Origin of the sequence: Nocardia sp. NPDC051832 (genome assembly GCF_040681285.1) — a bacterium.
In the GTDB taxonomy this organism is placed as follows: Bacteria; Actinomycetota; Actinomycetes; order Mycobacteriales; family Mycobacteriaceae; genus Nocardia.
The window spans coordinates 67,027-93,682 of the sequence record NZ_JBFAYL010000007.1; the positions used below are offsets into that span (position 1 = coordinate 67,027).

Here is a 26,656-nt window from a genome sequence, read left to right on the forward strand (position 1 = left end):
CTGATCAGGTGGTGGATAAGCCGATGACGGTGGGTCGTCGGATCGAGAAGCCGGTTGTGACGGTGACGGATCAGGTTGTGGAGAAGCCGGTTTCGGTGACGCGGCGGATCGAGAAGCCGAATGTGACGATCACTGATCAGGTGGTGGATAAGCCGATGACGGTGGGTCGTCGGATCGAGAAGCCGGTTGTGACGGTGACGGATCAGGTTGTGGAGAAGCCGGTTTCGGTAGCGCGGCGGATCGAGAAGCCCGTGGTCACCGTGACCGATCAGGTGATCGAGAAGCCGTACAAAGTGACTCGCACGACCGAGCAGCCGCGCGTCTCCGTGCGGGATCAGGTCGTCGAGAAGCCGATGCAGGCCACCCGGCGGATCGAGAAGCCGGTCGTCACCGTGACGGATCAGGTTGTGAACAAGCCGGTTTCGATTGCGCGGCGGATCGAGAAGCCGAATGTCACCATCACCGATCAGGTGGTGGACAAGCCGGTGACGGTCTCGCGCCGGATCGAGAAGCCGGTCGTCAACATGACCGACCAGACCGTCGAGAAGCCGATGACGGTCGGCCGCCGGATCGAGAAGCCGGTCGTCCGGGTGACCGATCAGGTGGTGGACAAGCCGGTCGACATCACCCGCCACATCGAGAAGCCGACCGTCACGGTGACCGACAAGGTCACCAACAAGGCGGTCGAACTCGAGCGCCACATCGAACAACCGGTGGTCAGCATCGTCGACAAGATCTCCAACAAGCCCGTCGAGGTGCAGCGCCTGGTCGAGAAGCTGGTCGTCAACATCGTCGACAACGTGCAGACGCGCCCGGTCGAGGTGCAGCGCCTGGTCGAGAAGCTGATGATCGACATCAAGGACAACGTCGTCAGTAAGCCGGTCACCATCGAACGCCGGGTGGAGAAGCCGGTCGTCAACGTGGTCGACAAGGTGGTCGAGGTACCCGTGCAGAAGTTCGTGGAACGGGTCGTCGAGAAGCCGGTCGAGAAGATCATCGAGCGGGTGGTGGAGAAGCCGGTCGAGAAGGTGGTCGAGAAGATCATCGAGGTGCCGGTCGAGCGCATCGTCTACAAGACGGTGGAGAAGCCGGTGACCCGGACCGTCGAGCTCATGGTCGAGAAGCCGGTGATCAAGACCGTCCAGGTGCCGCGCGAGATCGTGGTCGAGAACATCGTGCAGCGGCCGGTCGAGAAGGTGGTCGACCGCGTGGTCGAGAGCGTGGTGGAGCAACCGAACATCATCGAGCGGACGATCGAACGTCCGGTGGACAAGGTCGTCGAGCGCACTGTGGAGAAGCCGCACATCATCGAGAAGGTCGTCGACCGTCCCGTCGACAAGGTGGTGGAACGCATGGTGGAGAAGCCGAACATCATCGAGAAGGTGATCGACCGTCCCGTCGAGCGCATGGTGCAGAAGGTCGTCGAGAAGCTCAACGTGGTGGAGAAGGTCGTCGACCGTCCCGTCGACAAGGTGGTCGAGCGGGTGGTGGAGAAGCCGAACATCATCGAGCGCACCATCGACAAGGTCGTCGACCGCATCGTCGAACGAGTGGTGGAGCAGCCCAACATCATCGAGCGCACCATCGACCGTCCGGTGGACAAGGTCGTCGAGCGCGTCGTGGAGAAGCCGAACATCATCGAGCGCACCGTCGATCGCCCCGTCGACAAGGTGGTCGAGCGGATGGTGGAGAAGCCCAACATCATCGAGAAGACCATCGACCGCCCGGTCGACCACGTCGTGGAGAAGGTCGTCACCAGCCCCAACATCGTCGAGAAGACGGTCAACCGGCAGGTCGATCAGGTGGTGGAGAAGGTCGTCACCAGCCCGAACGTGGTGGAGAAGGTGGTCAACCGCAACGTCGATCACGTGGTGGAGCGGGTTGTCGACAAGCCGAACATCATCGAGAAGACCATCGATCGTCCGGTGGACAAGGTGGTGGAACGCGTCGTCGAGAAGCCGAACATCATCGAGAAGGTCATCGATCGTCCGGTGGACAAGGTGGTCGAGCGGGTGGTGGAGAAGCCCAACATCATCGAGAAGACCATCGATCGCCCCGTCGACAAGGTGGTCGAGCGCGTGATGGAGAAGCCCAACATCATCGAGAAGACGGTCGAACGTCCGGTGGACCGGGTCGTCGAGCGGATGGTGGAGAAGCCGAACATCATCGAGAAGACCGTCGACCGGCCGATCGACAAGGTGGTGGAACGCGTCGTCGAGAAGCCGAACATCATCGAGAAGGTCATCGATCGTCCGGTGGACCAGGTCGTCGAGCGCGTCGTCGAGACCCCGAACATCATCGAGAAGACCGTGGACCGCAAGGTCGATCAGGTGGTGGAGAAGGTCATCACGCACCCGAACGTGCTCGAGAAGGTGGTCAACCGGCAGGTCGATCAGGTGGTGGAGAAGGTCGTCACCAACCCGAACATCATCGAGAAGACGGTCAACCGCAACGTCGACCAAGTGGTGGAAACCGTTGTCACCAACCCGAACATCATCCAGAAGCGGGTCGATCGCAACGTCGATCAGGTCGTGGAAACGGTGGTCACCAACCCGAATGTGGTCGAGAAGGTGGTCAACCGTCAGGTCGATCAGGTGGTGGAGAAGGTGGTCACCAACCCGAACGTGGTCGAGAAGACGGTGAACCGTCAGGTCGATCAGGTGGTGGAAAAGGTTGTCGAACAACCGAACATCATCGAGAAGACCATCGATCGCCCCGTCGACAAGGTGGTGGAGCGGATGGTCGAGAAGCCGAACATCATCGACAAGGTGGTCGATCGCCCGGTCGACAAGGTCGTCGAGAAGATCGTCGAGCGGCCCAAGATCGTGGAGAAGACCATCGAGAAGCCGGTCGACAAGGTGCTCGAGAAGACCGTCCAGGTCCCGCGTCTGGTCGAGAAGGTCGTCGAGAAGCGCGTCGACGTCCTGGCCGAGCGGATCATCGAGAAGCCGGTCGAGACCATCGTCGAGAAGATCGTCGAAAAGCCGGTCTATGTCGAGGTGGAGAAGATCGTCGAAAAGCCGGTGGAAAAGATCGTTGAGGTTGTTGTCGAAAAGCCGGTGCTGGTGCACAAGTACGTGGAGAAGCCGGTCGAGCGGGTCGTAGACCACGGCCAGGAGACCGTCACCACCGTTGTGCACGAGGACAAGGGCTCGGCGAGGGAGGTGCAGGCGGTGGTTCGCGAATCCGGCGAACCGCGCGACGTGGAGTTCATCGAGCGTCGCACCGGCCGGCATCCCATCGACGGCATCCTCGGCAAGGCGTCCGACGTCCTGCCGGGTGAGGAACTCGTCCAGGATTCGCGTTCCGAGCAGAAGGACCGCGACCGTGACGACGCCGATCGGGATCATCGCCAGCATCACTGACGATCCCTGCTCTACCGACCGGAAAGCACATCCGTAACCCTTTACAAAGGAGTTTCTGTGATGTCAGATTTCACGCATTTCGCCCCTGCGACAAAGGCTCTCGGTGATCGCAACGATTGGCGCGCCCGCGGTTTCGCACTCGGCGCCATGGTCCTGCTCGGTTCCGGCGCGCTGCTCGGTGCGGCTCCGTTGGCCCAAGCCCAAGAGGTGACGGCGGAGGCCAATCAGCAGATCGACGCTCGTTTCGCCGATTTCGGCGGCGCCGGCTCCATCTGCGGCCAGCCCACCGGTCCGGCCAGTGCCGTCGCCGGCGGCGCCATGCGCGCCTACCAGGGTTGCAACATCTACTACTCCGCCGATACCGGCGCGAAGGTGATGTACGGCGACATCCTGGCGAAGTACCAGGCGATGGGTGGGCCGGAGGGGTCGCTGGGCTTCCCGACCAACGACGAGAGCGGCACCGGTGACGGTGTCGGCCGCTTCAACAACTTCGCCATGGAAGGCGGCGCGGCCATCTACTGGAGCCCGCAGAACGGTGCGCACGTCGTCGAGGGCAAGGTCCTGGACGCCTGGCGCGCCAGCGGCGGCGTGGCCGGCCCGTTCGGTTATCCGACCGCGGACATGACCGATGCCAACGGCGTGATGACGGGCATGTTCGCCGGTCCGGCCGGAACCGAGATCCAGTGGTCCGAGGCCAACGGCACCGTCACCGTCCCCGCCGATCTGGCCGCGACCCTGCCCGGGTTCAAGGCCGGGGCGCCGAACATGCAGGTACCGGCCGTCCCGCCGGCGCCGAACATGCCCGAAGCGCCCAACCCCATGCCCGATGTGGCCGCTCCGACCGTGAATACGGATACCTCCTCGGGCATCAACCGGTGGTGGGGCGTGCCGATCGGCCTGGCGATCACCGCCGCGGCCGGCGCACTGCTCGGCCTGATGGGTCGTCGTCCGGCGACCACGGCCCGGGTCGATCGCCCGGTGGCGACCCGGTCGATGCCCCCGCGGGGCGCTACCACGCGGGTGCCGGAGCCGCCGAAGTACACCGCGCCGCCGCGCCCGGAGTACAAGGCTCCGAAGGTGGACGTGCCCAAGACGCAGCCGTGGACCACGCCGCGTCCGGCCTATGAAGCCCCCAAGCCGGCCACCCCGCCGCGCATGGTGGATCGCGAACACGAGGAGCCGCTGACCACAGGGCGACACGCGTTCACCGACGACAAATCGAAAGATGTCGGCATGTCCGTCACCTACGAGAACAACGCAGTCGGCGCCAACCAGCGCAGCTGGGAAGACAAGAGCGATTCCGATCCGAACCGCTAGCAAGCGCATCACCAATCCGATTAGGAGGGCACAGCAATGGAATGGATCCTGGGACTTCTCGCTGGACTGGTCGGCGGTAACCTCGCCGGCGCCAAGAGCAACCTCGGTATGGCCGGCAACAGCGCCCTGGGCGCCGTGGGCGGCGGCATCACCGGCGCCATCATTCAGGCCGCCACCAGCAGTGGACTGGACTTCGGTCAGGTACTCGGCCAGGTCGCCGGTGGTGGTGTGGTCGGTGCGATCCTGACCGCGGTCGGGTCGATGATCACCCGCGGCCGGGGTACCGGTACCCACACTCGCTGATCACAGTTGACGGCATCGGCGCGCCCGCGACATCGCACGGGCGCGCCGATGCTCGTTTCTGGCCCCTCAACACGCACGGAGACGAGGCAGTCGTGAATGCCAACGGGTGGAAGACTTTCGGTTTGCTGGTCGGTATGTCGGCGCTCATCGTGTTCATCGGAGCGCTGTTCCGCAATCCGGCCATCCTGGTTCTGTCGGTGCTGCTCGCGATCGGCATGAACGCCTACGCCTACTTCAACAGCGACAAGCTCGCGTTGCGGGCCATGCAGGCCCGGCCGCTCGGCGCCGACGAGGCGCCGCAGATCCATCGGATCGTGCAGGAACTGGCGAGCGCGTCCGGGCAGCCGATGCCCCGGCTCTATGTCAGCCCGGCGGGCACGCCGAACGCCTTCGCGACCGGGCGCAATCCCCAGCACGCCGCGGTCTGCGTGACCCAGGGCATCCTGCGGATCCTCGACGAACGGGAACTGCGCGCGGTGCTGGGGCACGAGCTGTCCCACGTCTACAGCCGCGACATCCTCACCTCGTCGATCGCGGGCACGATGGCGGCGATCGTCTCCGGCATCTCGCAACTGGCGCTGTTCTCCGGCGGCATGCGCGGCGACGGGCGAGTGAATCCGCTGGCGATGCTGCTGGTTTCGCTGTTCGGTCCGATGGCGGCGACGATGGTCCGGCTGATGGTGTCGCGCACCCGCGAATACGAGGCCGACGCGGACGGCGCCCGCCTCACCGGCGACCCGATGGCGCTGGCCTCGGCGCTGCGCAAACTCGACAGCGGTATCGCGGCGGCCCCGATGCGGCCGGTCCCGAAGATCGCCTCCCGCGCCCATCTGATGATCGCGAACCCGTTCGGGCCGTTCGGTCGCGGCCGGAACGGGCCACAGGGCGGGCCGATGGGACAGCCCAGCCGGATGGGCCGGATGTTCGCCACGCATCCGCCGATGGCCGACCGGATCGCGCGCTTGGAGCGGATGGCGGGCAAGCCGGAGACACCGAGATACGTGGCGCCGGATGATCGATATCGGGGGTGAAGCCCCGCGCGACTGGGGCACAATCCCAGCCATGAGCGCGGCGCGCGAGCGCAAACGGCACGGGCGGCACTACACGCCGCCCGTGCTGGCGCGTTTCCTGGCGGCTCGGTTGCTGGCGCATGTGCCCTCGGGTGATGTGCTGCGGGTGCTGGATCCGGCCTGCGGAGACGGGGAGCTGCTGCTGGCGGTCCGGCGCGAGGCGGCTGTCCGGCTGCCGGGGGTGCGCCTCGAGTTGACCGGCTACGACCTCGACGGGTCGGCGGTGACGTTGGCCCGTTCCCGGGGCGGCGACGAAATCAGCTGGCACTGTGGGGATTTCCTGATCGGCGCGGCGCGACTGCCGGATGGTGCGTTCGACGCGATCATCACCAACCCGCCCTATGTGCGTACCCAGCAGCTCGGGGGAGCCACTGCGCAGCTGCTCAGTAGACAGTTCGGTTTGACCGGGCGGATCGACCTGACCCATCCATTCGTCGCGATCGCGCCGCGGCTGCTGAGACCCGGTGGGGTTCTCGGATTGCTTTGTGCGAATAGGTTTCTCACCACCAGAGCCGGCACCAACATCCGCGCGATACTGCAACGTGAACTAGCGCCGGTGGAGCTGTACGACCTGGGGGACACGAAGCTGTTCGAGGCGGCGGTGCTGCCCGCGATCACCATCGCCCGGCGTGACGGGCCGGCCACCGAATGCAGATATGCGTCGGCGTACGAAGTCGATGTCGCCGAGATCCCCAGCGAAAGAGACCTTTTCGAAGCTTTGACCCAGAATGACGGCAGCGTGATCACGCACAAGGGCCGAACCTTCGCCATCGAGGTGGGAAGCCTGTCTACGGGCAGCGAGCCCCCTCCTCGCGATCCCGCGACTGCGCCTGGCGTTCCCGCCTCTGCTGCTGTTGCCGTGCCCGCGGGCGCCGGGCCATCCCGGTCTCCTGGGCACGGTGCGGGCGGGGCGTGGCGGATGTCGCGACCCGCGGTGGACGCCTGGCTGGCGGGGGTGGGGGCGGCGACCTGGAAGACGTTCGGGGAGGTGGGGCGGATTCGGGTGGGGATCAAGACGACCGCGGATCGGGTGTTCATCTCGGATCGGTGGGGGCAGGCGGATCCGTGTCCGGAGCCGGAGTTGCTGTTCGATTTGCTGACCCATCATGATCTGGAGCCTTGGCGGATCGTGCGGGCGCGCGACACTCGAGTGCTGTACCCGTACGACACCACGCAGCCCCGCCGGATTCCGGTGGATCTGCGTGAGTTTCCAGGGGCCGCAGGGTATTTGCGGAATCACCGGGCTGTGCTGACGGCGCGCAAATACGTGATCGAGGGCGGGCGGGAGTGGTTCGAGATCTGGGTGCCGCAGCGGCCGCATCTGTGGCAGGTGCCCAAGCTGGTGTTCCCGGATATCAGTGTGCGGCCCAGATTCGCGTTCGACAGATCCGGCGCGGTGGTCAACGGGGACTGCTACTGGATCTCGCTGGCCGACATCGGCGCCGAGCGGATCGCGTATCTGCTGATGGGCGTGGCGAATTCGGGCCTGGGGCTACGGTTCTACGACGCGGTGTGCGGCAACCGGCTCTACTCCGGCAGGCGGCGCTGGATCACCCAGTATGTTTCCCGCCTGCCGGTACCCGATCCCGGCTCCCGAGCCGCATCCGAAATCATCGACCTGGTCGGCGAATTCGTGGACGGCCGCCCCCTCGACCCGGACGCGCAGCGGATCCTCGACGAACGCGTGGACCTCGCCTTCGCGGGCTGACTCACGCGGTGACGCGCACCCCGACCATGGGAAGCAAAGTGCGCCGGGCGAACTCGCGCCCCGCGGCCGGATCCGCCAGCGGAATCAAGCCATCCGGCGTCAGCGCGAGCGAGTGCGCCAGCCGAGCCATCACTTCGGCGACCAGATCGGCGTCGAAATCCCCATCCACGGGCCGCAATTCCCGCAGTTTGGCCGCCAGATAGGTGCGCCCGACCGCGAGGATCGGCCCGGCCTCGGTGGTCAGCCGCGGCAGAATCAGATCCGGCTCGGTCGCCACCAGCCGGCGCAGCAGCTTGTTCCCCGCGATCGCCGCGATGAACGCGACGAAGATCTCGACCAGCTGCTCGTCGGGCCCGCCCTCCACCCCTTGTACCCGCTTGTCGATCTCGGCGACGAACCGCTGCGCCTCGCGCACGCTCACCGCTTCGACCAGTTCGTTCTTCGATTCGAAACGCCGGTACAGCGTGGCCGGGCTGATCCCGGCGCGGCGCGCGACCTCGCCCATGCTGGTGCGTTTGATGCCGAAGTCCAGGAATGCCGACAGGGCGCTTTCCAGCAGCTTCTCGCCGTCACTGACGGGCTTCTCGAGGATGCGCTGCAGGATGGTCGGAACGTTCGGCATGGGGCTCCAGTCGGTGGCCGGATGATGCGCCGCAGCGACGATGCTGGTGCGGGGCGTTCATTATTTCACCGGCATCGTCGATCCTGCGGTCGCTATCGCCTTAACTGCGCGGTAAGTCGAAAGCGGCCATCTCTTGCTCGATCGCATTGGCCGCGAAATCTATACCGCTGGACCGTAGTTCGTGCACGCGACGCTGCAGGGCTTCGACCCCGCCGGGTTGCGCCGCGATGTCGGCTACGCTGATCCGCCCCTTCGACCGGTGCAGCACCGGCTCCCCGTACGCCACCGTAATACCTCCTGCCATACACGCCTGCCCCACATGGTGTCCCCGGGGCGGACGGTTCGAACGTCTCGGCAAGAGCCCCCGGGACGCCGGGCACGCAGGCAAAATGTTATCAGTGGTTCTTACTGGACACTTGATCAGTGTGGCCTGTCTCACACCAATCTTCACAAGACCTTTGCGTCCCGATGCGTGGCCATGTTGTGCAGGTAGACCGCACAGTTGAGGCGGATGCGATCCAGCTCGGGCTCGGTCAACTCCCGGCGAACCTTGCCGGGGACACCGGCTACCAGCGAGCCCGGTGGAATCTGCGCGCCCTCCGGGATCAGGGCATTGGCCGCGATCAGGCTGCCCGCCCCGATCACCGCGCCGTTGAGCACGGTCGCGCCCATGCCTACCAGCACGTCGTCGCCGATGCTGCAGCCGTGCAGAATCGCGTTGTGCCCCACCGAAACTCCGGCGCCGACGGTCAGCGGCATGCCCGGGTCGGCGTGCAGCACGCAGCCGTCCTGAATGTTGGTCTTGGCTCCGACGCTGATGTCCTCCAGGTCGCCGCGCAGCACCGCGTTGTACCAAATGCTCACCTCGGCGGCCAGCCGCACCCGGCCGATCACGGTCGCGTTCGGGGCCAGCCAGGCGGTGTCGTCAATCTCCGGCGCAACTCCGCCGATCTCGATCATCATGCTTGGCAACCTAACCCACCTCGCCCGCCCGGCGGCTAGGCGACCGAGGTGCGGCGGAACAGCGCGCGGTGCGCGGCGGGGCTGGTGCCCAGGATGCGATGGAAATGGTGGCGCAGGCTGACCGCGGTGCCGAAGCCGGTGTCGGCGGCGATGCGGTCCATGGTGTCGTCGGTGGTCTCCAGCAGCAGCCGGGCGCGGTCGGTGCGCTGCGACAGCAGCCACTGCTGCGGACTGGTGCCGGTGCGGTCGCGGAAGTGCCGGGTGAAGGTGCGCCGGGACAGCAGCGCGACGGCGGCCCAGCTGTCCAGATCGATCGGATCGCCGAGGTGGGTCCGGGCCCAGAGCATCGCGTGCTCGATGGGGTCGTCGTCGACGGCGTCGGGAACCGCGACCGGGATGTACTGGGCCTGTGAGCCGCTGCGGTGCGGCGCGGTGACCAGGGCGCGGGCGAGGTCGGTGGCGGCGCGGCTGCCGAGGTCGTGCCGGACCAGGTGCAGGCAGCAGTCCAGGGCGGCGGCGACGCCGGCCGAGGTGATGAGGTCGCCCAGGTCGGACCAGAGCGTGTCGGCGCGGACCTGGACGGCCGGGTAGGCGCGGGCCAGCTCGTCGGCCGAGGACCAGTGCGTGGTGATCTCGCGTCCGTCGGCCAGGCCGCTGGCCGCGACGGCCCAGGCGCCGAGGCATAAGCCGACGACGCGGGCGCCGTTGGCGTGGGCGCGGGTGAGCGCGGTGTGCAGGGCGGGGGAGAGGCCGGCGCCGCGGATCCAGCTGGGGATCACGATGGTGTCCGCGCTGTCGAACACGTCGAGACCGTGCCGGACGTGGATGTCGAAACCGGCGGGGGTGCTGAGGGTTCCGGGGCGCTCGGCGCAGACCTGGACGTCGTAGGGGCCGCTCGGTTCGCCGCCGGCGCGGCCCGCGCCGATGCGGCCGAACACCAGGGTGGGCACGGACAGGTGGAACGGGCTGATGCCGTCGAAGGCGAGGACGGCCACGGAATGCATGGCCCGATCTTAGCGAAAGGTGACTCGCGGGCCACTAGTCGTGAGTCGCGGTGGCGCGCAAGCTCTTTCTCATGACCGAGACGATCGAACGCACCAGCCTGCAAGCCCTGCACATCGGCGGACCCACGCTGCGGTTCCGGTACGGCGGGCTGACCTGGCTCACCGACCCCACCTTCGACGCGCCGGGGGATTATCCGGGCCCGGTCACCCTGCACAAGCTCAACGGTCCCGCGGTGCCGGTGGAGCAGGTCGGACCGGTGGACGTGGTGCTGCTCTCGCACGACCAGCACGCGGACAACCTCGACAACTCCGGGCGGGAACTGCTGGCCTCGGTGGGCACCGTGTTGTCCACGCCGGAGGCGGCCGGGCGGCTGAACGGTGTGCGCGGCCTGGCGAACTGGGAGACGGTCACCGTCGGCGCGGTGACCGTCACGGCGGTGCCCGCGCTGCACGGGCCCGAGGGCTGCGAGCCGGTGACCGGTGTCGTCACGGGATTCGTCTTGCAGGCCGCGGGCGAGCCGACGGTCTACGTCTCGGGGGACAACGCCTCGGTCGACCTGGTCGGGGCGATCGCCGAACGGTTCGGCCGGATCGATGTCGCGATTCTCTTTGTGGGCGCGGCGAACCCGGGCCGTTTCGGCGATACCGATGTCACCCTGAACGCGCGCACCGCGGTCCAGGCCGCGGCGCGGCTGGGCGAGGCCGTCATCGTGCCGGTGCACGGCGAGGGCTGGGCGCACTTCACCGAAACGCTCGAGCACCTGGCGCGCACCTTCGAATACGCGGGCCGCGCCGGGCAATTGCGGATTCCGCCGCTGGGGCAGGAGATCGGTGTCTGAATTCCCCGGAATGCGGTGCCGCGCGCCGTGCCATCGATCCGAGGATTGCGTTTCGCGAAGAATAGCGCGTTCCTCGAATCTTTTGGTGCAGTAGGTAATTGGGTTTGCCGTGTGGTAGTTCTTTCCTGGCCCGCGGCGCGGATGCCGCGGGCATGTGTTCAAGGGAAGTGACTGTATGAAAGCGATCCGCATTGTCGGCGCGTGTGTGGCCGTCATCGGTATCGGTATCGGGGGATTGAGTGTGGCCTCGGCCGCGCCGGGTGTCTCCAGTGGATCTTCGAGCGGATCGGCGGGCACCACGCCCACCATGCCGACCGTTCCCACGCCGAATCCGAATCCGGGCTGTGTCGGTGCCTGCCCCGGGCCGATCATCACGGTTCCGCCGAATCCGGGCTGCGTAGGGGCCTGCCCGGGCCCGGTCGTGACGGTTCCGCCGCGTCCGGGTGGCGGCATCTGCGTCGCCTGCCCGCCGGAAGTGACCGTGCCCGGCCCGCAGCCGCCGATCGTCGTGGGCCCGCAACCGAAATAGGGCGCGCCCTCGTGCTTCCGGGCCTTCCGTGGGCCACGATGGCGATATGAGGATCGCGGTTCCACGGGAGGTCAAGGAACAGGAATTCCGGGTGGCGCTGACGCCGGCCGGCGCCGCCGAATTGGCGAGCGGCGGGCACGAGGTGCTGGTCGAAACAATGGCCGGGGCGGGGTCGGGATTCGCCGACGCCGATTATCTGAAAGCCGGGGCGCGGGTGGCGGCCGATGCCGCCGCCGCGTGGGACGCGGACCTGATTCTGAAAGTGAAAGAACCCCTGCCGCAGGAATATTCGCTGCTGCGCCGGGGCCGGATCCTGTTCACCTATTTGCATCTGGCGGCGTCGCGGGAATGCACCGACGCGATCCTGAGTTCGGGGATCACCGCGATCGCGTACGAGACGGTCCGGTTGCCGGACGGGTCGCTGCCGCTGCTCGCGCCGATGAGTGAGGTCGCGGGGAAGCTGGCCACCCAGGTCGGGGCCTACCATCTGATGGCGCCGCTGGGCGGGGCCGGCGTGCTGCTGGGCGGGGTGCCCGGCGTGCGGCCCGCCGAGGTGGTGGTGCTCGGTGGCGGGGTTGCCGGGACGAACGCGGCGACCGTGGCCGCCGGGATGGGCGCTCGGGTCAGCGTGCTCGATACCAATCTCGCGCGATTGCGGGCGCTCGACGCGCAGTTCCGGGGGCGGATCGGGACCGTGGCGTCCAACACCGCGGAAATCGAGCGGGCCGTGCTGGCCGCTGATCTGGTCATCGGGTCGGTCCTGGTGCCCGGGGCGCGGGCGCCGAAATTGGTCTCGCGGGAATTGGTTGCCGGTATGCGGCCGAATTCGGTGCTGGTGGATATCGCGATCGATCAAGGCGGCTGCTTTGCCGGTTCGCATCCGACCACGCACGCGAATCCCACTTTCCGCGTGGCGGATTCGCTGTACTACTGCGTCGCCAATATGCCGGGCGCGGTGCCGCACACCTCGACCGTCGCTCTGACCAACGCCACCCTCCCGTACGCGCGCGCTATCGCCGATCTCGGAGTGCGGGCGGCGCTGGCCGCGAAACCCGAACTCGGACTCGGGCTCACCGCGGACGGTGGCCATCTGTTTTCGGCGGAAGTCGCCGCTGCCCACGGGTATTCCATGCCCGAGCCCTACGGTCTCGCGGTCTGAGGTCCGGGCGCGGCAGCGCGACGTGGCGCGATCCACGAAGCGCGAGGACACTGAGGACATGGCAAACAATGGACCGTTCGGCATCGACCCGGAGGATTTCGAGCGCGTACTGCGCGAGGTCGGCGTGGAGTTCCGGGACAAGCTCGAGCAGGCCAGTCAGTACATCGATCGCAATAGTTTCAACGCGCTGGGCGCGCTGCTCGGGCAGTTCGCGCAGCAGCAGGAGCGCCCGAGCGCGCCGAAACCGGAGGGGCCCACCACCGGCGAGACCGGCAGCGGCGTCTGGGCGATCTACACCCTCGGGGCGGATGGCGAGGCCCGGGTCGATCAGGTCTTCCCGAACGAGCTGGAAGCCCTGCGCGCCCATCGGGACAACACCGATGATCGGCGGCGCGTGCGCTTCCTGCCCTACGGAGTTCCCGCGAGCGTCCTCGACGCCGGGTGAGCGGTCAGGGCAGCAACTGACGAATCAGGGCGTCGCTCGCCCATGACGTCCACTGCGCGGGCGTCCAGCCGCGTTCGTGGACGAGCAGGTGGTAGGTCTCGGGGGCGAGTACCGCCAAACTGATGTCGGCGGCGCGTTCGGTGTCGAGACCGGCGCGCAAGGGGGATTTGGCGGCGAGGGCTTCGGCCAGCCGCAGCTGCACCAGGTGGCGCTGGGCGAGGTTGGTCTGCCACAGGTCGGCGAGTTCGGGATCGGTCGCGGCGGCCGAGCGGATCACTTCGAGCAGGGCACTGACGCGGCCGAAAATCGTTGCCGCGGCGTCGACTTGGCGCCGGATCTGGTCCTGCGGCGGCGCCTCGACGGCGGCGGCGAACCAGGGGCGGTCCAGGGTCGCGATCGGTTCGGCATCGCCGGCGATCTCCAGGTCCAGCAGCTCGGACAGGATCGCGCGCTTGGTCGCGAAGGTGAAGTAGAGCGTCTGCACCGCCATGCCCGCGGCTTCGGCGATGGCCTTCATCGTGGTCGCCGTGTAGCCGCGGGTGGTGAACAAATTCCGCGCGGCCGTCAGCATCTTGGCCCGGTTGGCCGTCGTCTTGGCCGCCCGGGCGCCCTTCTCGGTCATACCGCAGATAGTACTTGACTAGAGCGGCGCTCCAGTGAAACTCTCACTAGAGTATTGCTCTAGTGAAAGGTTCGATCATGAGCGGCGGCAGAAGTTTCGGGGCACGGGATCGGCTGATCCTGGTGCTGATCACGGTGGTCGAGCTGGTGGTCTTCTTGGACACGACGGTGCTGAACGTGGCGTTGCCCAGCATCGGCGCCGACCTCGGCCTCGGCGAGGCGGGTCTGGGCTGGGTGACCAACGCGTATCTGCTGGCCTTCGGCGGTTTCATGCTGCTCGGCGGGCGGGCCGCCGACGTACTCGGGCCGCGGCGGGTGTTCGCCGGGGGACTGGTGGTGTTCACCGTCGCGTCCGCGCTGGCCGGGTTCGCCGAGACCGCGACGGTCCTGATCGGGGCGCGGGCGTTGCAGGGCGTCGGCGCGGCCGTCCTGATCCCGGCGCAGCTGGCGTTGCTCACCGCGGCGTTCACCGAACCGGGCGCGCGCAACCGGGCCTTCGGGGTGTGGAGTGCGATGGGCGCCGCGGGCGCGGCGCTCGGCACGGCGGTGGGCGGGCCGCTCACCGATCTGTTCGGCTGGCCGTCGATCTTCCTGATCAATCTGCCGGTAGGTGTGCTCGCGCTGGCCTTCCTCCGGCTGCTGCCCGCGGATTCGGCCCGCGGCGGGTCCGCGCGGCTCGACGTGCCCGGCGCGATCGCCGGGACTGCCGGGCTGCTGCTCGTCGGGTATGCCATCGGGGCGCTGGGCGACGCGACGACGCGGGGCGCGGCGACCGCGCTGCTGGGGCTGGGACTGGTGCTGCTCGGCTGCTTCGTGTTCGTCGAAAAGCGCAGCCCGCACCCGCTGATGCCGTTGCGGCTGTTCGCGATTCGGCAGGTGAGCGGATCGGCGGTGGTCAATGCGCTGGTCGGCGCGGCACACGTGCCGGCCTTCGCGCTGCTGGCGCTGTACTTGCAGAACACCCAGCACTACACCGCCACCGAGTCCGGACTCGCGGTGCTGCCGGTCGCCGTGGTGAACATCGTCATCTCCCGCAGCCTGATTCCGTTCGCGCTCGACCGGCTCGGCGCGTGGCGGGTACTGACGGTGGGCCTGGGGCTGCAAGCCTTGGCCATGGGCTGGTTCGCGCGGTTGCCGGAGCACAGCACGTACCTGGTCGATGTGCTGCCCGGGGCGGTGCTACTCGGAATCGGTTTGCCCGCTGCGTTTGTCGGCGTCACGGCGCCCGCGGTGACCGCCGTCGCGCAGGCCGATGCCGGTATCGCGGCGGGAATCGTCAACACGGCTCAGCGGGTAGGGTCGGGACTCGGGGTGACCGCGTTGCTGTTGCTCGCCGAACTGGCGACGAGCTCGTACCGGAGCGGTTTGACGATCGCTTTCGGGGTGGCGGGCGCGCTGGCCGCGCTGGGTGCGGTGCTGACCGTGGTCCTGTTGCGGACGAGTGTCGTGCGGACCGAGAAGGCGGTGCTGTGATGCGGGTTCTGGTGCTGGGTGGATACGGGGCCGTCGGGCGGCATCTGGTGGCCCGCTTACGGGCGGACGGCGAGACCGTGCTGGTGGCTGGGCGTGATCCCGAACGGGCCGACCTCGTAATGGATTTGGGTGCGGACGAGCTGCTGTCGTACCGAACGGCCCTGGAGGGGGTGGACGTCGTCGTCAACGCCTCCGGGTCCGAGGACGTCCGGTTGGCGCGGCTGGCCGGGGCCGCCGACGCCGCGTTCGTCGATATCACCGCCAGTGCGGAATACGCTGGGCGACTGCGGGATATCGAGCCGGTGCGGCCGGTGATCGTGGATGTCGGGCTGGCGCCGGGGCTGACGAATCTGCTTGCCGTGGCGGTGCATTCGCCCGAGAGCGGCCCGATCGATCTGGCGGTGCTGCTCGGTGCGGGTGAGGAGCACGGCGCCGCCGCTACGGCGTGGACCTACGGTCTGCTCGGGCGCAGCTTCGATGCCGGGGACGGTAGCGTGCGGAATTTCAGTCGGCCCAGCACATTTCAGCTACCCGGTTACGGGCGGCGGCGGATGTATCGGGCCGATTTCTCCGATCAGCACACGTTGACCCGGGAACTCGGGGTCCCGGTGCGTACCTACTTCGCGGTGGACTCGCGCCTCGCGACCGCCGGTCTGGCCGCGATGACCTGGTTGCCGGGTGCGGCCAAGTTGCCACGCGGACTGCACTTTCCGGGTACCGACGAGTGGCTGGTACTGGCCCGTCCGCGATCCGGTCCGGCGCGGTGGGTGCGGGGGCGCAATCAGTCGCGGGCCACGGCGCTGCTGGCGGCCGTCGCGGTCCGGCGGGCACGGGACTGCGCGGCTGGAGTGCGTCCGCTGCATCAGTTGATGGAGCTATCGGAGCTGGCGGGCGCGGCGGATCTCGAACTCGGGCAGGCCTGAAATCAGGACGGGCGTACCGGCGTCCAAGCCTGCGCGCTCCGCAGCAGGGCGAGGGCGCTGTCCGGGACGAGTTCGCGCGGCAGGACATAACCGTTGGCGTCGGCAGGCTGCACATACACCGCGTCCTCGGTGGTGACGATCTTCCGGATCTCGCGGTAGCGGTGGGTGAGCGGCTGGGTGACCAGACTCAGCTCCATCGCGTCCGGGGTGTAGCGCGCGGACATGCGGGCGCCGGAGTAGCTGTAGGCCTTGATGTTCGCGGCCGGGCGGTTCATCCGGACGGCGGTCAGGATGCCGACCAGGACCAGCTCGATCGCGAGCACCGCGAAGAACGAGCCGCAGATCTCGCTGGGCGCGCTGTCGGTGCCGTCGGCGAGCCAGTGGATGGTGTTACGGGTCAACAGGAAGACCGGGAGGGCGAGCAGGATGCCCCAGCGCAGCGGCAGCCGCCAGGCGATCAGCGCGGCGGCCCGGCTCAGGCGCAGGGCGGTGGCGCTGTCACAGATGAAGGTCGTTTCGTGCAGCGCGGTATCGGGTTGCGGCGCAGGCTGGTCCGGGTAGCTGTGCTGTCCCACCGGCTGCTGCTGTTGCATGAATCCCCGATCCTTGGTTGATGATTCGCCGCGATGGTAGACAAACCGCCGCTACCTGTCGAATCAACAAGATCATCGGCGAGTTACTCGCCGTGCAGAAAGAAGGTGGGGTCGCCCTCGGTGGGGAGGTCGTGCAGCTTGTCGGGATTGCGGACGACGTCGATGGCGACGATGCGGCCGGCGTCGACGGTGAAAGAGAAGACGCCCGTGTGGGTTCCGTCGAAGACGACCAGTCCGGGGTGGCCGTTGACCAGCACCGCGCGGCCCCAGGCGCCCTGCGCGGAGGGCGCGTGGTACCAGCCGAGCAGCATCTTGGCCACCAGTTCCGCGCCGTGGACCGGCTTGCGGATGGCGGGCACCTTGCCGCCGCCGTCGGCGGTGAGGCTGACCTTCGAATCCAGCACGCCCAGCAGGGCGCTCAGGTCACCCGAGCGCCACGCCAGCGCGAAGGCCGAGACCACCTTCTCCTGCTCGTCCGGGGAAGCCGGGAAGCGGGGCGTGCCGCTCTCCACGTGTTTGCGGGCGCGAGAGGCCAACTGCCGCACCGCGGCCGGGGTGCGGCCCACCACCTCGGCGACCTCCGGGCCGGTCATGCCGAACACGTCCTGCAGCACGAACGCGGTGCGCTCGGCCGGCGAGAGCGATTCCAGCACCACCAGCAGCGCGGTCGTGACGCGTTCGTCCTGGGAGATCTTGTCGGCGGGGTCGTCCCAGCTGGTGACCTCCGGCTCCGGCAGCCACTCGCCGACGTACTGCTCGCGGCGCGCGCGGGCCGAGCCGAGATAGTCGAGGGCGAGACGCCCGGTGACGGTGGTCAGCCAGGCGCGCAGGTTGTCGATCTCGCCGGCCTTGCCCGACTCGTGCTGGCGGTGCAGCCGCAGCCACGCCTCCTGCACCACGTCATCGGCGTCGGTGAGGCTCCCCAGCGTGCTGTAGGCCAGCCGCCGCAGGTACGGGCGATGCTCCTCGAACTGCCGCGCCAACTGCGCGGCGTCGATCGGTTCGGGAGTCGGTGCCTCGGTGCTCACGTCCAAGAGTCTGACACCAGGGCGCTCAAGCCGCCGCAACCACCTCCACTTCAACCAACCAGTCGGTCTCCAGCAGCTGCACCACGATCGCCGTCGTCGGCACCGCCCGGCCCCCGAGCGCCGCCACTCTGGCCTCGGCATTCGCCGCCGCGTACGCCGGATCTCGCAGATAACTGGTGAGCCGCACGATGTTGTCCACGGTCATCCCCGCCGACGCGAGGATCACCCGGATGTTCTGCCAGATCAACCCGAGCTGGTCCGCCACCGTCTTCCCGGCCACCCCCGCCGCGTCCAACCCCATCGTCCCCGCCACGAACAACAGCCGCTCATGCCCCCGCACCTCCAGCCCATGCAGATAATCGGACGTAGCTGGATAGATACCTTCGTTCGGACTGTGCGCAAACGTCTCCATGGGCCGATCATGCGGCGAGACCTCGTGCCCGTCAACGGGTTTCGCCCGGTTGCGGAGGTGTGCTGGTTCCGGTGTGCGGGACCGTCGGGGGTTGGGGGAGGGGTGGGGGCCGGGCGGTCGTTACCCTCGCTGGATGCGGACGGGAACTGCTACTGCGGCTGGGCTGGTGCTCGGATTCGCGTTGGATCGTGTGCTGGGGGATCCGCGGCGCTGGCATCCGGTGGCCGGGTTCGGTTCGGCGGCAAGCGCGTTGGAATCGGTGACGTATGCCGATCGGCGGGTCAACGGGGTGGTGCACGAGGCGGTCGCGGTGGGGGTGGTGGTCGGGTTGGGGTACGCGGTGCGGGGCGGCGGGGTGGTGGCGACCGCGCTGGCGACCTGGACGGTGCTGGGCGGGCGCAGTCTCGCGCGGACCGGGCGGGAGATGGCCGATCGGCTCGAAGCCGGTGATATCGAGGGCGCCCGCGCGCTGCTGCCGTCCCTGTGCGGTCGCGATCCCGCGGTGCTCGACGCCGACGGATTGGCCCGGGCCGCACTGGAATCCATCGCCGAGAACACCTCCGACGCGACCGTCGCCCCGCTGGTCTGGGGCGCTCTGGCGGGCGTACCGGGCCTGCTCGGCTATCGCGCCGTCAACACCCTGGACGCCATGATCGGCTACCGCAACGACCGCTACCGCAACTTCGGCTGGGCCGCCGCCCGCACCGACGACGTGGCGAACCTGCTCCCCGCCCGCCTCGCCGGTGTCCTCACCGCGGCCCTGGCCCCCGTGGTCGGCGGCCGCCCCCGAAACGCACTGCGCGCCTGGCGTTTCGACGCCGCCAAGCATCCGAGCCCGAACGCCGGCGTCGCCGAGGCCACCATGGCCGGCGCCCTCGGCATCCAACTCGGCGGCCGCACCCAATACCGCTACGGCACCGAACTCCGCCCCACCCTCGGCGCCGGCCCGCCCCCGGAGGTCCCGGACCTGCGCCGCGCGGTCCGCATGTCCGAGGCCGTCCAACTCGCCGCCACCCTCACCACCGCGGCATTCGCCCTGCTGGCCGATCGCCGAGCGGCCTGAAGCAAGGGAGCGGGAGTTCCGTGACCCAACCTTGTCTTCCCCGCCACCCGCTCTCGAGTCGGTGACCGCGAGCCGTTGTCAGTGGATGTGCTGCTGGGTGCCGGTTCGACGGTCGAGAATTGTCACCTCGCCCGGCGAGCAGTCCGGTGGACAGCGATTGTCATGGCAGATCAACGTGTCGAGAGCGGTGGTGATGGACGCGTCGGCACCGAGGAATGCGGTGTCCAATTCGTAGGTGATGTGGACGCCCCGGCCGTGGCGTTCCGGTGTGAACGGTTCGATGGGCGGGTCGGGCGGAAGCTGGGTCAGCAATTGCCGGAAACCGCGGCCGTCGTACCAGATCTCGGCGACGGCGTGGCTGCTCAGCGCAGCCGCCGCCGCGGGCGCCCAGAGGTTCGGGCCGATCACGCCGAAACAGCCACGACGAGGTAGCTGATCGTCGTCGAACGCGGCCGTTTGATCGCTGCTGACCGAGAATGCGACGGCGGAACTGATCTCTGCCCGGACGCGAGCGGGTGTCGGCAGGTCGTCTTGTGCGTGTGAATGCAGTAAGTCGCTGAGTACGGCACCGACCACTCGGCTCGCCAGATTCGGATCGTCCCGGCTCGCACCGAAGTACATCGCCGGTCTGCTTCGGACCGCTTCCCCGGCCTCCAGCACCCGGATGTGCGCCGCGCTGTAATCGGATCTCCCCACACCGCGATTCTAATCGCGATTGACGGGTCAGCGACGGCCGTAGCGGTCGGCCAGCCGGGACTCGGTGGTCGGTGCGGGGGCAGGGTCGGTGGGGGAATCTGATTTCGGCGTGGGCGTGGATTCGGTTGTGGTGGTGGCGGGTTCGCCGCGGGAAGCGCGGTCCTTGCGGCGTTCGCGGAGTTCGGCGTAGACGAAGTAGCCGAGGCCGAGGGGAGCCATGATGCCGAAGGCGAGCCATTGCAGGCCGTAGGAGAGGTAGGGGCCGGCGTCCAGTTGCGGGAGGGGAGTGGGGGTGAAGGCGCCGGGCTGGTTTTCGGAGATCTGGAGATAACCGCCGCGGTCTTCGCCGGTGGGGAGCGCGGTGATGGGCTGGGCGAGGACGGTGGCGGCCTGGGTGGTGTCGATCGAGTAGACCTGGCGGTAGCCGTCCTGGGTGAGCGGATCCTTGCCGGGGGTGACGCCCTCCGAGGTGCGGACGCGGCCCTCCAGACGTTGCTGTCCGGTGGGCGCGGCGGGGATCGGCGGTGGGGCCGAGGTGCCGTTGAGGCCCGCGATCATGCCGCGGTCCACGAGGACGAGGTGGCCGTCGGTCAGTTTGAAGGCGGCGAGCACGGCGTAGGCGGGCGCGCCGTCGAGGTGGCGCAGGCGCACCAGCACCGTCGAGTCGGGGACGTAGCTGCCCTCCGCGGTGACCCGCCGCCATTCGGTGTGCCCGTCCGGCTGGGTGAATAGGCTGGTGATGTCGACGGGGTCGGCGCGCACCGAGTCGGCGATCAACTCGTTGCGGTGCTCGGTCGCGACGTTCTTGCCGAGCTGCCACGGGGCGAGCACGGTGAAGCACATATAGGCGAAGGCGACGACGACCACGGCCAGGATCACCCAGCTGGGCCGCAGGAGAAAGGTGAGTTTGCGCATCAGCGGTGTCCGTCGGGGAGTTCGGCGCGCACCCAGTCGAGCAGGCCGGGGAGGGCGGCTTCGATCTGGACGCGGACCAGTTCGAAGTCGGCGATGTCGCCGTAGTAGGGGTCGGGCACGTCGGGTCCATCGGCGCCGGGGTCGAAGCCGCGCAGCAGGGCGCGCTGCTCGGACGGCACGCCGAGGTGGGCGAGGGCCCGTTCATGGGTGCGGTCGAGCGCGACCAGTAGATCAGCCGCCAGATGATCGGGGCCGAGCACCGCGGCGGCATGCCCGACCGGGTATCCGTGGCGGCGCAGAGTGGCGGTGGTGCGCGGGTCGGCCTCGTCGCCGACATGCCAGGATCCGGTGCCCGCGCTGGACACCCGCACCTGGTCATCGAGCCCGGCCAGCCGCAGATGGTGCGCGAACATCTTCTCCGCCATCGGCGAACGGCAAATATTCCCCGTGCAAACGAACGTGACGTGCAGTTCACCCATTGCGCACCTGGTCTGAGCTGGTTTTCACGCTTCCTCTGTCTCTCTGGAAACCCGTGGCGTCGTGCCGGCGTTCTCGTGTCCGAGCATACGAGACAGGGCGATCGCGTTCGCTCGGGCCGACGCGCACATGGCCATGGCCATGACTGGTTGTGCCGAGAGGTGACACGCGTTACAGTCTGTGCGCAATTCAAATACGAGCCACATCGTATCGAAAAGGGTTTCACATGGCAGTTCGCACACTCACTCGCACGGCAGGCACCCTTGCTCTGTCGGCAACCCTGCTCCTGGGCGGATTCGCCCTGGCCGAGGCAGCGCCCGGCGGACTGGGCTCCGGCTCGTCCAGCGGCAGTGCCAATGGCAGCACCGGGACGCCTCGCCTCGCATCCGTGGACAACTTCCGCGACGTCGCGGGCACCGGTGGCGGTTACCTCGGCACGGACGGCAAGCGGGTAAAGCAGGGCACGTTCTACCGGTCCAACGCCATTGACGCTCCGAGCGAAGCCGACCTGGCCGCGCTGGCTTCGGTCGGCCTGCGGACCGTGATCGACCTGCGCGGACCGGAGGAGGTAGCGAAGGCCCCGGACAAGTTGCCTCCGGGTGTGGGTTATCGGAATATCCCCATTTTCGGCGGCAATATCGCGGATGAAGCCCGAGGGGTGCGCACGCCCGAGGAGGCGCGCGCGTTGGCTCATCGCGTATACCGGGGATTCGTGACCGGGGCGGACGAGCGGAACGCGCTCGGACAGGTGCTGACCGCGCTGGCGACCGAGCCGGGTCCGCAACTGTTCCACTGCGAAATGGGTAAGGACCGTACCGGCTGGGTGGCGGCCACTCTCCTTAGCCTCGCCGGTGTTTCGCGGGACACGATCATGTCTGATTTCCTGCTGTCCAACGAGTACGCCGCAGCGTCGATCAAGGCCAGGCGCGCGGCGATCGTCGCGCAGTACGGCGAAGAAGCGGCGAAGATCTTCGATCCGATATTCGGTGTCGAGGCAGGGTTCTTGCAAGCGGCATGGTCCCAACTCGATCAGTCGTACGGCTCGGTGGCGAAGTACCTCACCGAGGGGCTCGGCCTCAGCGCCGAGACCGTCACCGCACTGCGGGCGAAGCTGATCACCTAGCCCGCGTGTCGCGGCGTCGCGGCCGGTGCGGTGGAATCCGAGCTCCGCCACGCCGCCGCGATGATTGCATTACGAGCGGTCGTTACCCAGGCTTGGCACCCATGTCCTCCGCCTGCCCGTCCTGCTCCTGGCCCTCCCCGATGCAGGTGTCCACGCATCGGGGCGTCCGCTATCTCCGCTGTGTATGCGGTGAATGGCTGATCGCGCGCGGTGATGCGGTGACCTTGATGGCCGGCCGCGGTTGCTCCACCGCACCCGAACACCTGGAATTGATTCCGCTTCCCGAGGAGTGACCTACTACGGTGATCTGGTGCCCGAGGAGAGCGTCGACCACGTGAAATTGCGTCACCACGGTGATGTGGACGCGGTGCCGGGCATGCTCGATTTCGCGGTGAACGTGCAGGGCAGCGCCCCGCCGCCGTGGTTGCGGGAGCGTTTGGCCGGGCGCTTGGACGCGCTCGGCCGCTACCCGAGCGCCGCCGAAGCCGCCACCGCCCGAGCCGCGGTGGCGGCCCGGCACCGCCGAAACCCGGACGAGGTGCTGTTGCTGGCCGGCGCCGCCGAAGGCTTCGCGCTGCTGCCGAAACTGGCGTCGCGGTCGGCGGCGGTGCTCCACCCGTCGTTCACCGAGCCGGAGCTGGCGTTGCGGGAGGCCGGGGTGCCCGTGCGTCGAGTGCTGCTGGCGCCGCCGTACCGGCTGGCGTCGGCGGTCGTGCCCGATGACGCCGATCTCGTGGTGCTCGGCAACCCCACCAATCCGACCTCGGTCCTGCATCCCGCGGCAGCGATTCACGCGCTGCGCCGTCCGGGCCGGATCGTGGTCGTCGACGAGGCGTTCACCGATGCGGTTGCGGGCGAACCGGAATCGCTGGCGAGCCTGCGCGCTCCGGACATTCTGGTCTTGCGCAGCCTCACCAAGACGTGGGCGCTGGCGGGGCTGCGCTGCGGATATTTCCTTGGTGCGCCCGAGATCCTGGCCCGGTTGAACCATGGCCGCGCGCATTGGCCCTTGGGGACACTGCAATTGGAGGCGATCACCGCTACCGCCGAACCCGGTGCGGTCGACGAAGCGCAGCAGCGGGCAGCGGTGATCGCCGCCGAACGGGATTCGATGATCGAGCGGTTGACCGCGGCCGGAGTGCAGGTCCACACCCCCGCCGACGGCCCGTTCCTGCTCCTGCTCGTCAGCGATGGTGAACTGCTTCGAAAGCACCTGGCCGGCCAAGGGATTGCCGTCCGCCGTGCCGACACCTTCCCGGGCCTGGGCCCGGACCACCTCCGCGTGGCTGTCCGCGGGACCGCCGAGGTCGATCGGTTGATCGCGGCGATTCGCGCGGCAGATCTCTGACCTTGGCGAGCAATTAATGGAAGGTGGACGGTGACGACACTGGCAGATCTCATCGGGGTGCTGGACGCGGCGTATCCGCCGAAGTTGACGGAGTCGTGGGATTCGGTGGGGCTGGTGTGCGGGGATCCCGCGGACGAGGTGACCCGGGTCCTGTTCGCCGTGGACGCTACGGCCGGAGTGGTCGAGGAGGCGATCGACTGGCGGGCACAGGCTTTGGTGGTGCATCACCCGCTGTTGCTGCGCGGGGTCGACTCGGTGGCGGCGGATACGCCGAAAGGCGCACTGCTGCATCGGCTGATCCGATCCGGGTGCGCGTTGTTCTCGGCGCACACCAACGCGGACTCCGCCGATCCGGGCGTCTCGGACGCGCTCGCGGCGGCGGTCGGGCTCACCGTGATCGGACCGCTGGATCCGAAACCTACCGCGGCCGTGGACAGCTGGGTGATCCAGATTCCCCGCGCGCACACCGATCAGGTGCTGGCGGCGTTGTTCGCCGCGGGCGCGGGCGGCCAGGGCGCCTACCACGAATGCGCCGCGCGGACAGCGAGTCTCGGGCAGTTCCGGCCGCTGGCGGGCGCGAATCCGGCGATCGGATCGATCGGCGAACTCGAGCACGTCGAGGAGGATCGCGTCGAAGTCATCGCGCCGCCCTCGGCCCGTGCCGCCGTGCTGGCCGCGCTGCACGCCGCGCACCCGTACGAGGAGCCCGCGTACCACGTCACCGAGCGGGCGGCGCTGCCTTCGGGACTCGGCATCGGCCGGGTCGGCACCCTCCCGGAACCGGAAACGTTGCGCGCCTTCACCGCCCGCGTCGGCGCGGCCCTGCCCCAGACCGTGTGGGGCGTGCGTGCCGCCGGGGACCCGGATCGGATGATCCAGACCGTCGCCGTCTGCGGCGGCGCGGGCGACTCCTATCTGGGCAAGGTGTCGGCCCTCGGCGTCGACGCCTACGTCACCTCCGACCTGCGTCATCACCCCGCCGACGAACACCTGCGCGCCGGCGGACCCGCCCTGATCGACGCCGCGCACTGGGCCACCGAGTTCCCGTGGTGCGGTCAAGCGGCGGCGATCGTCCGAAAGGCCTTGCCCAGCCTGGAAACCCGAGTCAGCACACTGCGCACCGACCCCTGGACGGTCAGCGCGGGCGACTGACTGGCGCCGGCCGGTTCAGGTTGCCCCGATCGGGCGAATCGACCGCCCGATCGGGGGTATAACCAGCGCATGAACTTCTCAGTGGACTTCGGGGTCGTACAGATCACGATGATCCTGCTCATCGTGCTGGGGCTGGCGCTGCTGGTATCGGCGCTGGTCAAGGTGCGCCGAGTCGGCGGCCTGCGGGTGCTGCTCGGCCGCGGATCGGCCGGGCTGGTCCTGCTCCTGGTCGCGGTGGTGCTGCTGTGGTTCGCCACGCTCATGCAGACCTTCCTCGGGCTGAGCGGGGAGATCAAAGCCGCGCACGTGGTGGTGAACGAGGTTTCGGGACAAGACCATCAGCTCGAAGTCGACCTCACCCTCTTCGGCCAGGACGGTGAACCGGACCGGCGGGAACGGTATCTGGTCCAAGGCGACCAGTGGGCGATGCAAGCCAACATCGTCGAACTGGAGCCCTGGGTGAACGCGCTCGGCTTCCACTCCGGCTACAAGGTGAGCCGCCTGTACGGCCAGCGCACCGACGGCGAACCGACCACCCAGCGCCACATCTTCCTCAACGGCAGCGACAAAGACTTCTTCGACGACATGCGCGAAGGCGAATGGTGGACAAAGCCTTTCGTACGCTCCGCCTACGGCAACGCGGTGATCGCGGTGCCGGGCGAATGGGACGTCTACATCTCCCGCGACGCCATCAAGGTCCGCAAACCCGACTGAAAAGCGTTGCGCCTACCAGGCGTTCGTGCGTGACCGCTGACATGCCTCGATGCGGTACTGCAATTGCCGCAGGATCTCCTCCGTCGGTCCGGGCGTGACACTCAGGTCGTTGTCGTTGTGGTTCACCAGCAGATACCGGCCGTCGTCCGGATAGTCCAGCCAGTGGAACGCCTGGCCGTCCTTGGTCGGCCGGGCGTCGTAGGCGATGCTCGGATAGACGGTGATCTCGCCCAGGCTGGTGCGCGGACGCTGGAAGAACCGGTTCAGCTGCTGAGCGGGTGAGGGCCGCATCGAATAGCCGGTGTAATCGGTCTCCGCCAGATCGGAACGCCGGGCGCCGAACGGCTGATGCGAACCCCCTTGGCAGCGTGGCAGTTTCGCGACGATCTCGGAAGTCAGCCCGCGCGCACTGCCCATCGTGAGCACAACGTCACGACCGTGCTCCGGATCCGGGCCCGGCAGCTGCACCGCCATGACGGCATCCCGATCCACGATGCCCGCGTGCATCCGCACCACCTGCCCGAGTTGCGGACCGTGGAAACCGTGGACCTCGATCCGCACCTGCGGTTCCAGCAGCACCACCATGGCCGCGTACAGGCGTTCGTCGAACATGCCCTGCACCCGCTCGGCCGCCAGCTTGCGCGCGTACTCCCAGTCGTCGTGGCATTCCATGAACGGCGGCAGGAAGCTCAGCGGGTACGGCCAGCGGTCGCGGCCGACCGCCTCCAGCAGCACGTCGAACGCGAGTCCGTCCAGCTGCCAACGTAATTCACTCATGTGTAGTTCTCGAACCT

General features: G+C 68.1%; 28 protein-coding genes. 16 read left to right on the forward strand and 12 right to left on the reverse strand.

What is annotated here, in order from left to right:
* The first annotated feature begins 23 nt into the window (after window positions 1–23).
* From AB0M14_RS34510 to AB0M14_RS34530, 5 genes are all read left to right on the forward strand, one after another.
* The gene (locus AB0M14_RS34510; RefSeq protein WP_365003240.1) at window positions 24–3,365 is read left to right on the forward strand and encodes a hypothetical protein; all 3,342 of its coding nucleotides are present in this window, start codon (window positions 24–26) and stop codon (window positions 3,363–3,365) included.
* Window positions 3,366–3,425: 60 nt separating this feature from the next.
* Window positions 3,426–4,682: a hypothetical protein gene (locus AB0M14_RS34515; RefSeq protein ID WP_365003244.1), complete on the forward strand. Its 1,257-nt coding sequence runs from the start codon at window positions 3,426–3,428 to the stop codon at window positions 4,680–4,682.
* 36 nt (window positions 4,683–4,718) lie between these two features.
* Entirely contained in the window at window positions 4,719–4,985 is a 267-nt protein-coding gene (locus AB0M14_RS34520; protein ID WP_365003247.1) for a hypothetical protein, read from the forward strand.
* 134 nt (window positions 4,986–5,119) lie between these two features.
* A complete protein-coding gene (locus AB0M14_RS34525) occupies window positions 5,120–6,016 on the forward strand; it encodes a M48 family metalloprotease (RefSeq protein ID WP_365003862.1) in 897 nt (298 codons plus the stop codon).
* Window positions 6,017–6,047: 31 nt separating this feature from the next.
* Window positions 6,048–7,763 carry an N-6 DNA methylase gene (locus tag AB0M14_RS34530; protein WP_365003250.1) on the forward strand — a complete coding sequence of 572 codons (1,716 nt, stop codon included), beginning with the start codon at window positions 6,048–6,050 and terminating at the stop codon, window positions 7,761–7,763.
* 1 nt (window position 7,764) lies between these two features.
* On the opposite strand, the gene AB0M14_RS34535 is transcribed toward AB0M14_RS34530, so the two are convergent.
* From AB0M14_RS34535 to AB0M14_RS34550, 4 genes are all read right to left on the reverse strand, one after another.
* Complete coding sequence (locus AB0M14_RS34535) at window positions 7,765–8,385, reverse strand: TetR/AcrR family transcriptional regulator (protein WP_365003253.1); 621 nt, start codon at window positions 8,383–8,385, stop codon at window positions 7,765–7,767.
* A 100-nt stretch (window positions 8,386–8,485) separates the two neighbouring features.
* Window positions 8,486–8,671, reverse strand: a complete 186-nt coding sequence (locus tag AB0M14_RS34540; RefSeq protein WP_365003256.1) for a hypothetical protein — start codon at window positions 8,669–8,671, stop codon at window positions 8,486–8,488.
* A gap of 161 nt (window positions 8,672–8,832) precedes the next feature.
* Window positions 8,833–9,348, reverse strand: a complete 516-nt coding sequence (locus AB0M14_RS34545; RefSeq protein ID WP_365003258.1) for a gamma carbonic anhydrase family protein — start codon at window positions 9,346–9,348, stop codon at window positions 8,833–8,835.
* A 35-nt stretch (window positions 9,349–9,383) separates the two neighbouring features.
* The gene (locus tag AB0M14_RS34550) at window positions 9,384–10,352 is read right to left on the reverse strand and encodes a helix-turn-helix domain-containing protein (RefSeq protein ID WP_365003261.1); all 969 of its coding nucleotides are present in this window, start codon (window positions 10,350–10,352) and stop codon (window positions 9,384–9,386) included.
* Between the two features lie 71 nt (window positions 10,353–10,423).
* On the opposite strand from AB0M14_RS34550, the gene AB0M14_RS34555 reads away from it, so the two are divergent.
* The 4 genes from AB0M14_RS34555 (at window position 10,424) to AB0M14_RS34570 (ending at window position 13,324) form a co-directional block, all read left to right on the forward strand.
* A complete protein-coding gene (locus AB0M14_RS34555) occupies window positions 10,424–11,191 on the forward strand; it encodes an MBL fold metallo-hydrolase (protein WP_365003263.1) in 768 nt (255 codons plus the stop codon).
* A gap of 175 nt (window positions 11,192–11,366) precedes the next feature.
* Window positions 11,367–11,720 carry a hypothetical protein gene (locus AB0M14_RS34560; protein ID WP_365003266.1) on the forward strand — a complete coding sequence of 118 codons (354 nt, stop codon included), beginning with the start codon at window positions 11,367–11,369 and terminating at the stop codon, window positions 11,718–11,720.
* 46 nt (window positions 11,721–11,766) lie between these two features.
* The gene (ald, locus tag AB0M14_RS34565; protein WP_365003269.1) at window positions 11,767–12,879 is read left to right on the forward strand and encodes an alanine dehydrogenase; all 1,113 of its coding nucleotides are present in this window, start codon (window positions 11,767–11,769) and stop codon (window positions 12,877–12,879) included.
* A 58-nt stretch (window positions 12,880–12,937) separates the two neighbouring features.
* The gene (locus tag AB0M14_RS34570; protein ID WP_365003271.1) at window positions 12,938–13,324 is read left to right on the forward strand and encodes a hypothetical protein; all 387 of its coding nucleotides are present in this window, start codon (window positions 12,938–12,940) and stop codon (window positions 13,322–13,324) included.
* A 4-nt stretch (window positions 13,325–13,328) separates the two neighbouring features.
* On the opposite strand, the gene AB0M14_RS34575 is transcribed toward AB0M14_RS34570, so the two are convergent.
* Complete coding sequence (locus AB0M14_RS34575; RefSeq protein ID WP_365003274.1) at window positions 13,329–13,946, reverse strand: helix-turn-helix domain-containing protein; 618 nt, start codon at window positions 13,944–13,946, stop codon at window positions 13,329–13,331.
* Window positions 13,947–14,023: 77 nt separating this feature from the next.
* Here AB0M14_RS34575 and AB0M14_RS34580 point away from each other — a divergent pair, with 77 nt between their 5' ends.
* Window positions 14,024–15,418: an MFS transporter gene (locus AB0M14_RS34580; RefSeq protein ID WP_365003278.1), complete on the forward strand. Its 1,395-nt coding sequence runs from the start codon at window positions 14,024–14,026 to the stop codon at window positions 15,416–15,418.
* Window positions 15,418–16,341: an NAD-dependent epimerase/dehydratase family protein gene (locus AB0M14_RS34585; protein WP_365003281.1), complete on the forward strand. Its 924-nt coding sequence runs from the start codon at window positions 15,418–15,420 to the stop codon at window positions 16,339–16,341. The genes AB0M14_RS34580 and AB0M14_RS34585 overlap by 1 nt, the downstream gene beginning before the upstream one ends.
* 2 nt (window positions 16,342–16,343) lie before the next feature.
* Here AB0M14_RS34585 and AB0M14_RS34590 read toward each other — a convergent pair whose 3' ends face one another.
* The 3 genes from AB0M14_RS34590 to AB0M14_RS34600 form a co-directional block, all read right to left on the reverse strand.
* Window positions 16,344–16,934 (reverse strand): hypothetical protein, encoded by a 591-nt coding sequence (locus tag AB0M14_RS34590; protein WP_365003284.1) that lies wholly within the window; start codon window positions 16,932–16,934, stop codon window positions 16,344–16,346.
* 83 nt (window positions 16,935–17,017) lie between these two features.
* Window positions 17,018–17,962, reverse strand: coding sequence for an RNA polymerase sigma factor SigJ (gene sigJ, locus AB0M14_RS34595; protein WP_365003287.1), 945 nt, complete (start codon window positions 17,960–17,962; stop codon window positions 17,018–17,020).
* A gap of 25 nt (window positions 17,963–17,987) precedes the next feature.
* Window positions 17,988–18,374: a RidA family protein gene (locus AB0M14_RS34600; protein ID WP_365003290.1), complete on the reverse strand. Its 387-nt coding sequence runs from the start codon at window positions 18,372–18,374 to the stop codon at window positions 17,988–17,990.
* A gap of 133 nt (window positions 18,375–18,507) precedes the next feature.
* On the opposite strand from AB0M14_RS34600, the gene AB0M14_RS34605 reads away from it, so the two are divergent.
* Window positions 18,508–19,437 carry a cobalamin biosynthesis protein gene (locus AB0M14_RS34605; RefSeq protein ID WP_365003293.1) on the forward strand — a complete coding sequence of 310 codons (930 nt, stop codon included), beginning with the start codon at window positions 18,508–18,510 and terminating at the stop codon, window positions 19,435–19,437.
* Between the two features lie 78 nt (window positions 19,438–19,515).
* Here AB0M14_RS34605 and AB0M14_RS34610 read toward each other — a convergent pair whose 3' ends face one another.
* Genes AB0M14_RS34610 through AB0M14_RS34620 form a run of 3 tightly spaced genes read right to left on the reverse strand, consistent with a single transcriptional unit; the run spans window position 19,516 to window position 21,527 of the window.
* On the reverse strand, window positions 19,516–20,133 hold the full coding sequence (locus AB0M14_RS34610) for a hypothetical protein (RefSeq protein WP_365003296.1): 618 nt from the start codon (window positions 20,131–20,133) through the stop codon (window positions 19,516–19,518).
* A 27-nt stretch (window positions 20,134–20,160) separates the two neighbouring features.
* Window positions 20,161–21,048, reverse strand: coding sequence for an SURF1 family cytochrome oxidase biogenesis protein (locus AB0M14_RS34615; RefSeq protein WP_365003298.1), 888 nt, complete (start codon window positions 21,046–21,048; stop codon window positions 20,161–20,163).
* A complete protein-coding gene (locus AB0M14_RS34620) occupies window positions 21,048–21,527 on the reverse strand; it encodes a low molecular weight protein-tyrosine-phosphatase (RefSeq protein WP_365003302.1) in 480 nt (159 codons plus the stop codon). Before AB0M14_RS34620 ends, AB0M14_RS34615 begins: the two co-directional genes overlap by 1 nt.
* A 386-nt stretch (window positions 21,528–21,913) precedes the next feature.
* Here AB0M14_RS34620 and AB0M14_RS34625 point away from each other — a divergent pair, with 386 nt between their 5' ends.
* From AB0M14_RS34625 to AB0M14_RS34640, 4 genes are all read left to right on the forward strand, one after another.
* On the forward strand, window positions 21,914–22,648 hold the full coding sequence (locus AB0M14_RS34625; protein WP_365003305.1) for a tyrosine-protein phosphatase: 735 nt from the start codon (window positions 21,914–21,916) through the stop codon (window positions 22,646–22,648).
* A 310-nt stretch (window positions 22,649–22,958) separates the two neighbouring features.
* Entirely contained in the window at window positions 22,959–23,996 is a 1,038-nt protein-coding gene (cobC, locus tag AB0M14_RS34630; RefSeq protein ID WP_365003308.1) for an Rv2231c family pyridoxal phosphate-dependent protein CobC, read from the forward strand.
* Window positions 23,997–24,026: 30 nt separating this feature from the next.
* On the forward strand, window positions 24,027–25,148 hold the full coding sequence (locus AB0M14_RS34635) for a Nif3-like dinuclear metal center hexameric protein (RefSeq protein WP_365003311.1): 1,122 nt from the start codon (window positions 24,027–24,029) through the stop codon (window positions 25,146–25,148).
* A 69-nt stretch (window positions 25,149–25,217) separates the two neighbouring features.
* Window positions 25,218–25,862, forward strand: coding sequence for a hypothetical protein (locus AB0M14_RS34640; protein ID WP_365003313.1), 645 nt, complete (start codon window positions 25,218–25,220; stop codon window positions 25,860–25,862).
* 12 nt (window positions 25,863–25,874) lie between these two features.
* On the opposite strand, the gene AB0M14_RS34645 is transcribed toward AB0M14_RS34640, so the two are convergent.
* Window positions 25,875–26,639 carry an ESX secretion-associated protein EspG gene (locus AB0M14_RS34645; RefSeq protein ID WP_365003316.1) on the reverse strand — a complete coding sequence of 255 codons (765 nt, stop codon included), beginning with the start codon at window positions 26,637–26,639 and terminating at the stop codon, window positions 25,875–25,877.
* Window positions 26,640–26,656 lie beyond the last annotated feature (17 nt).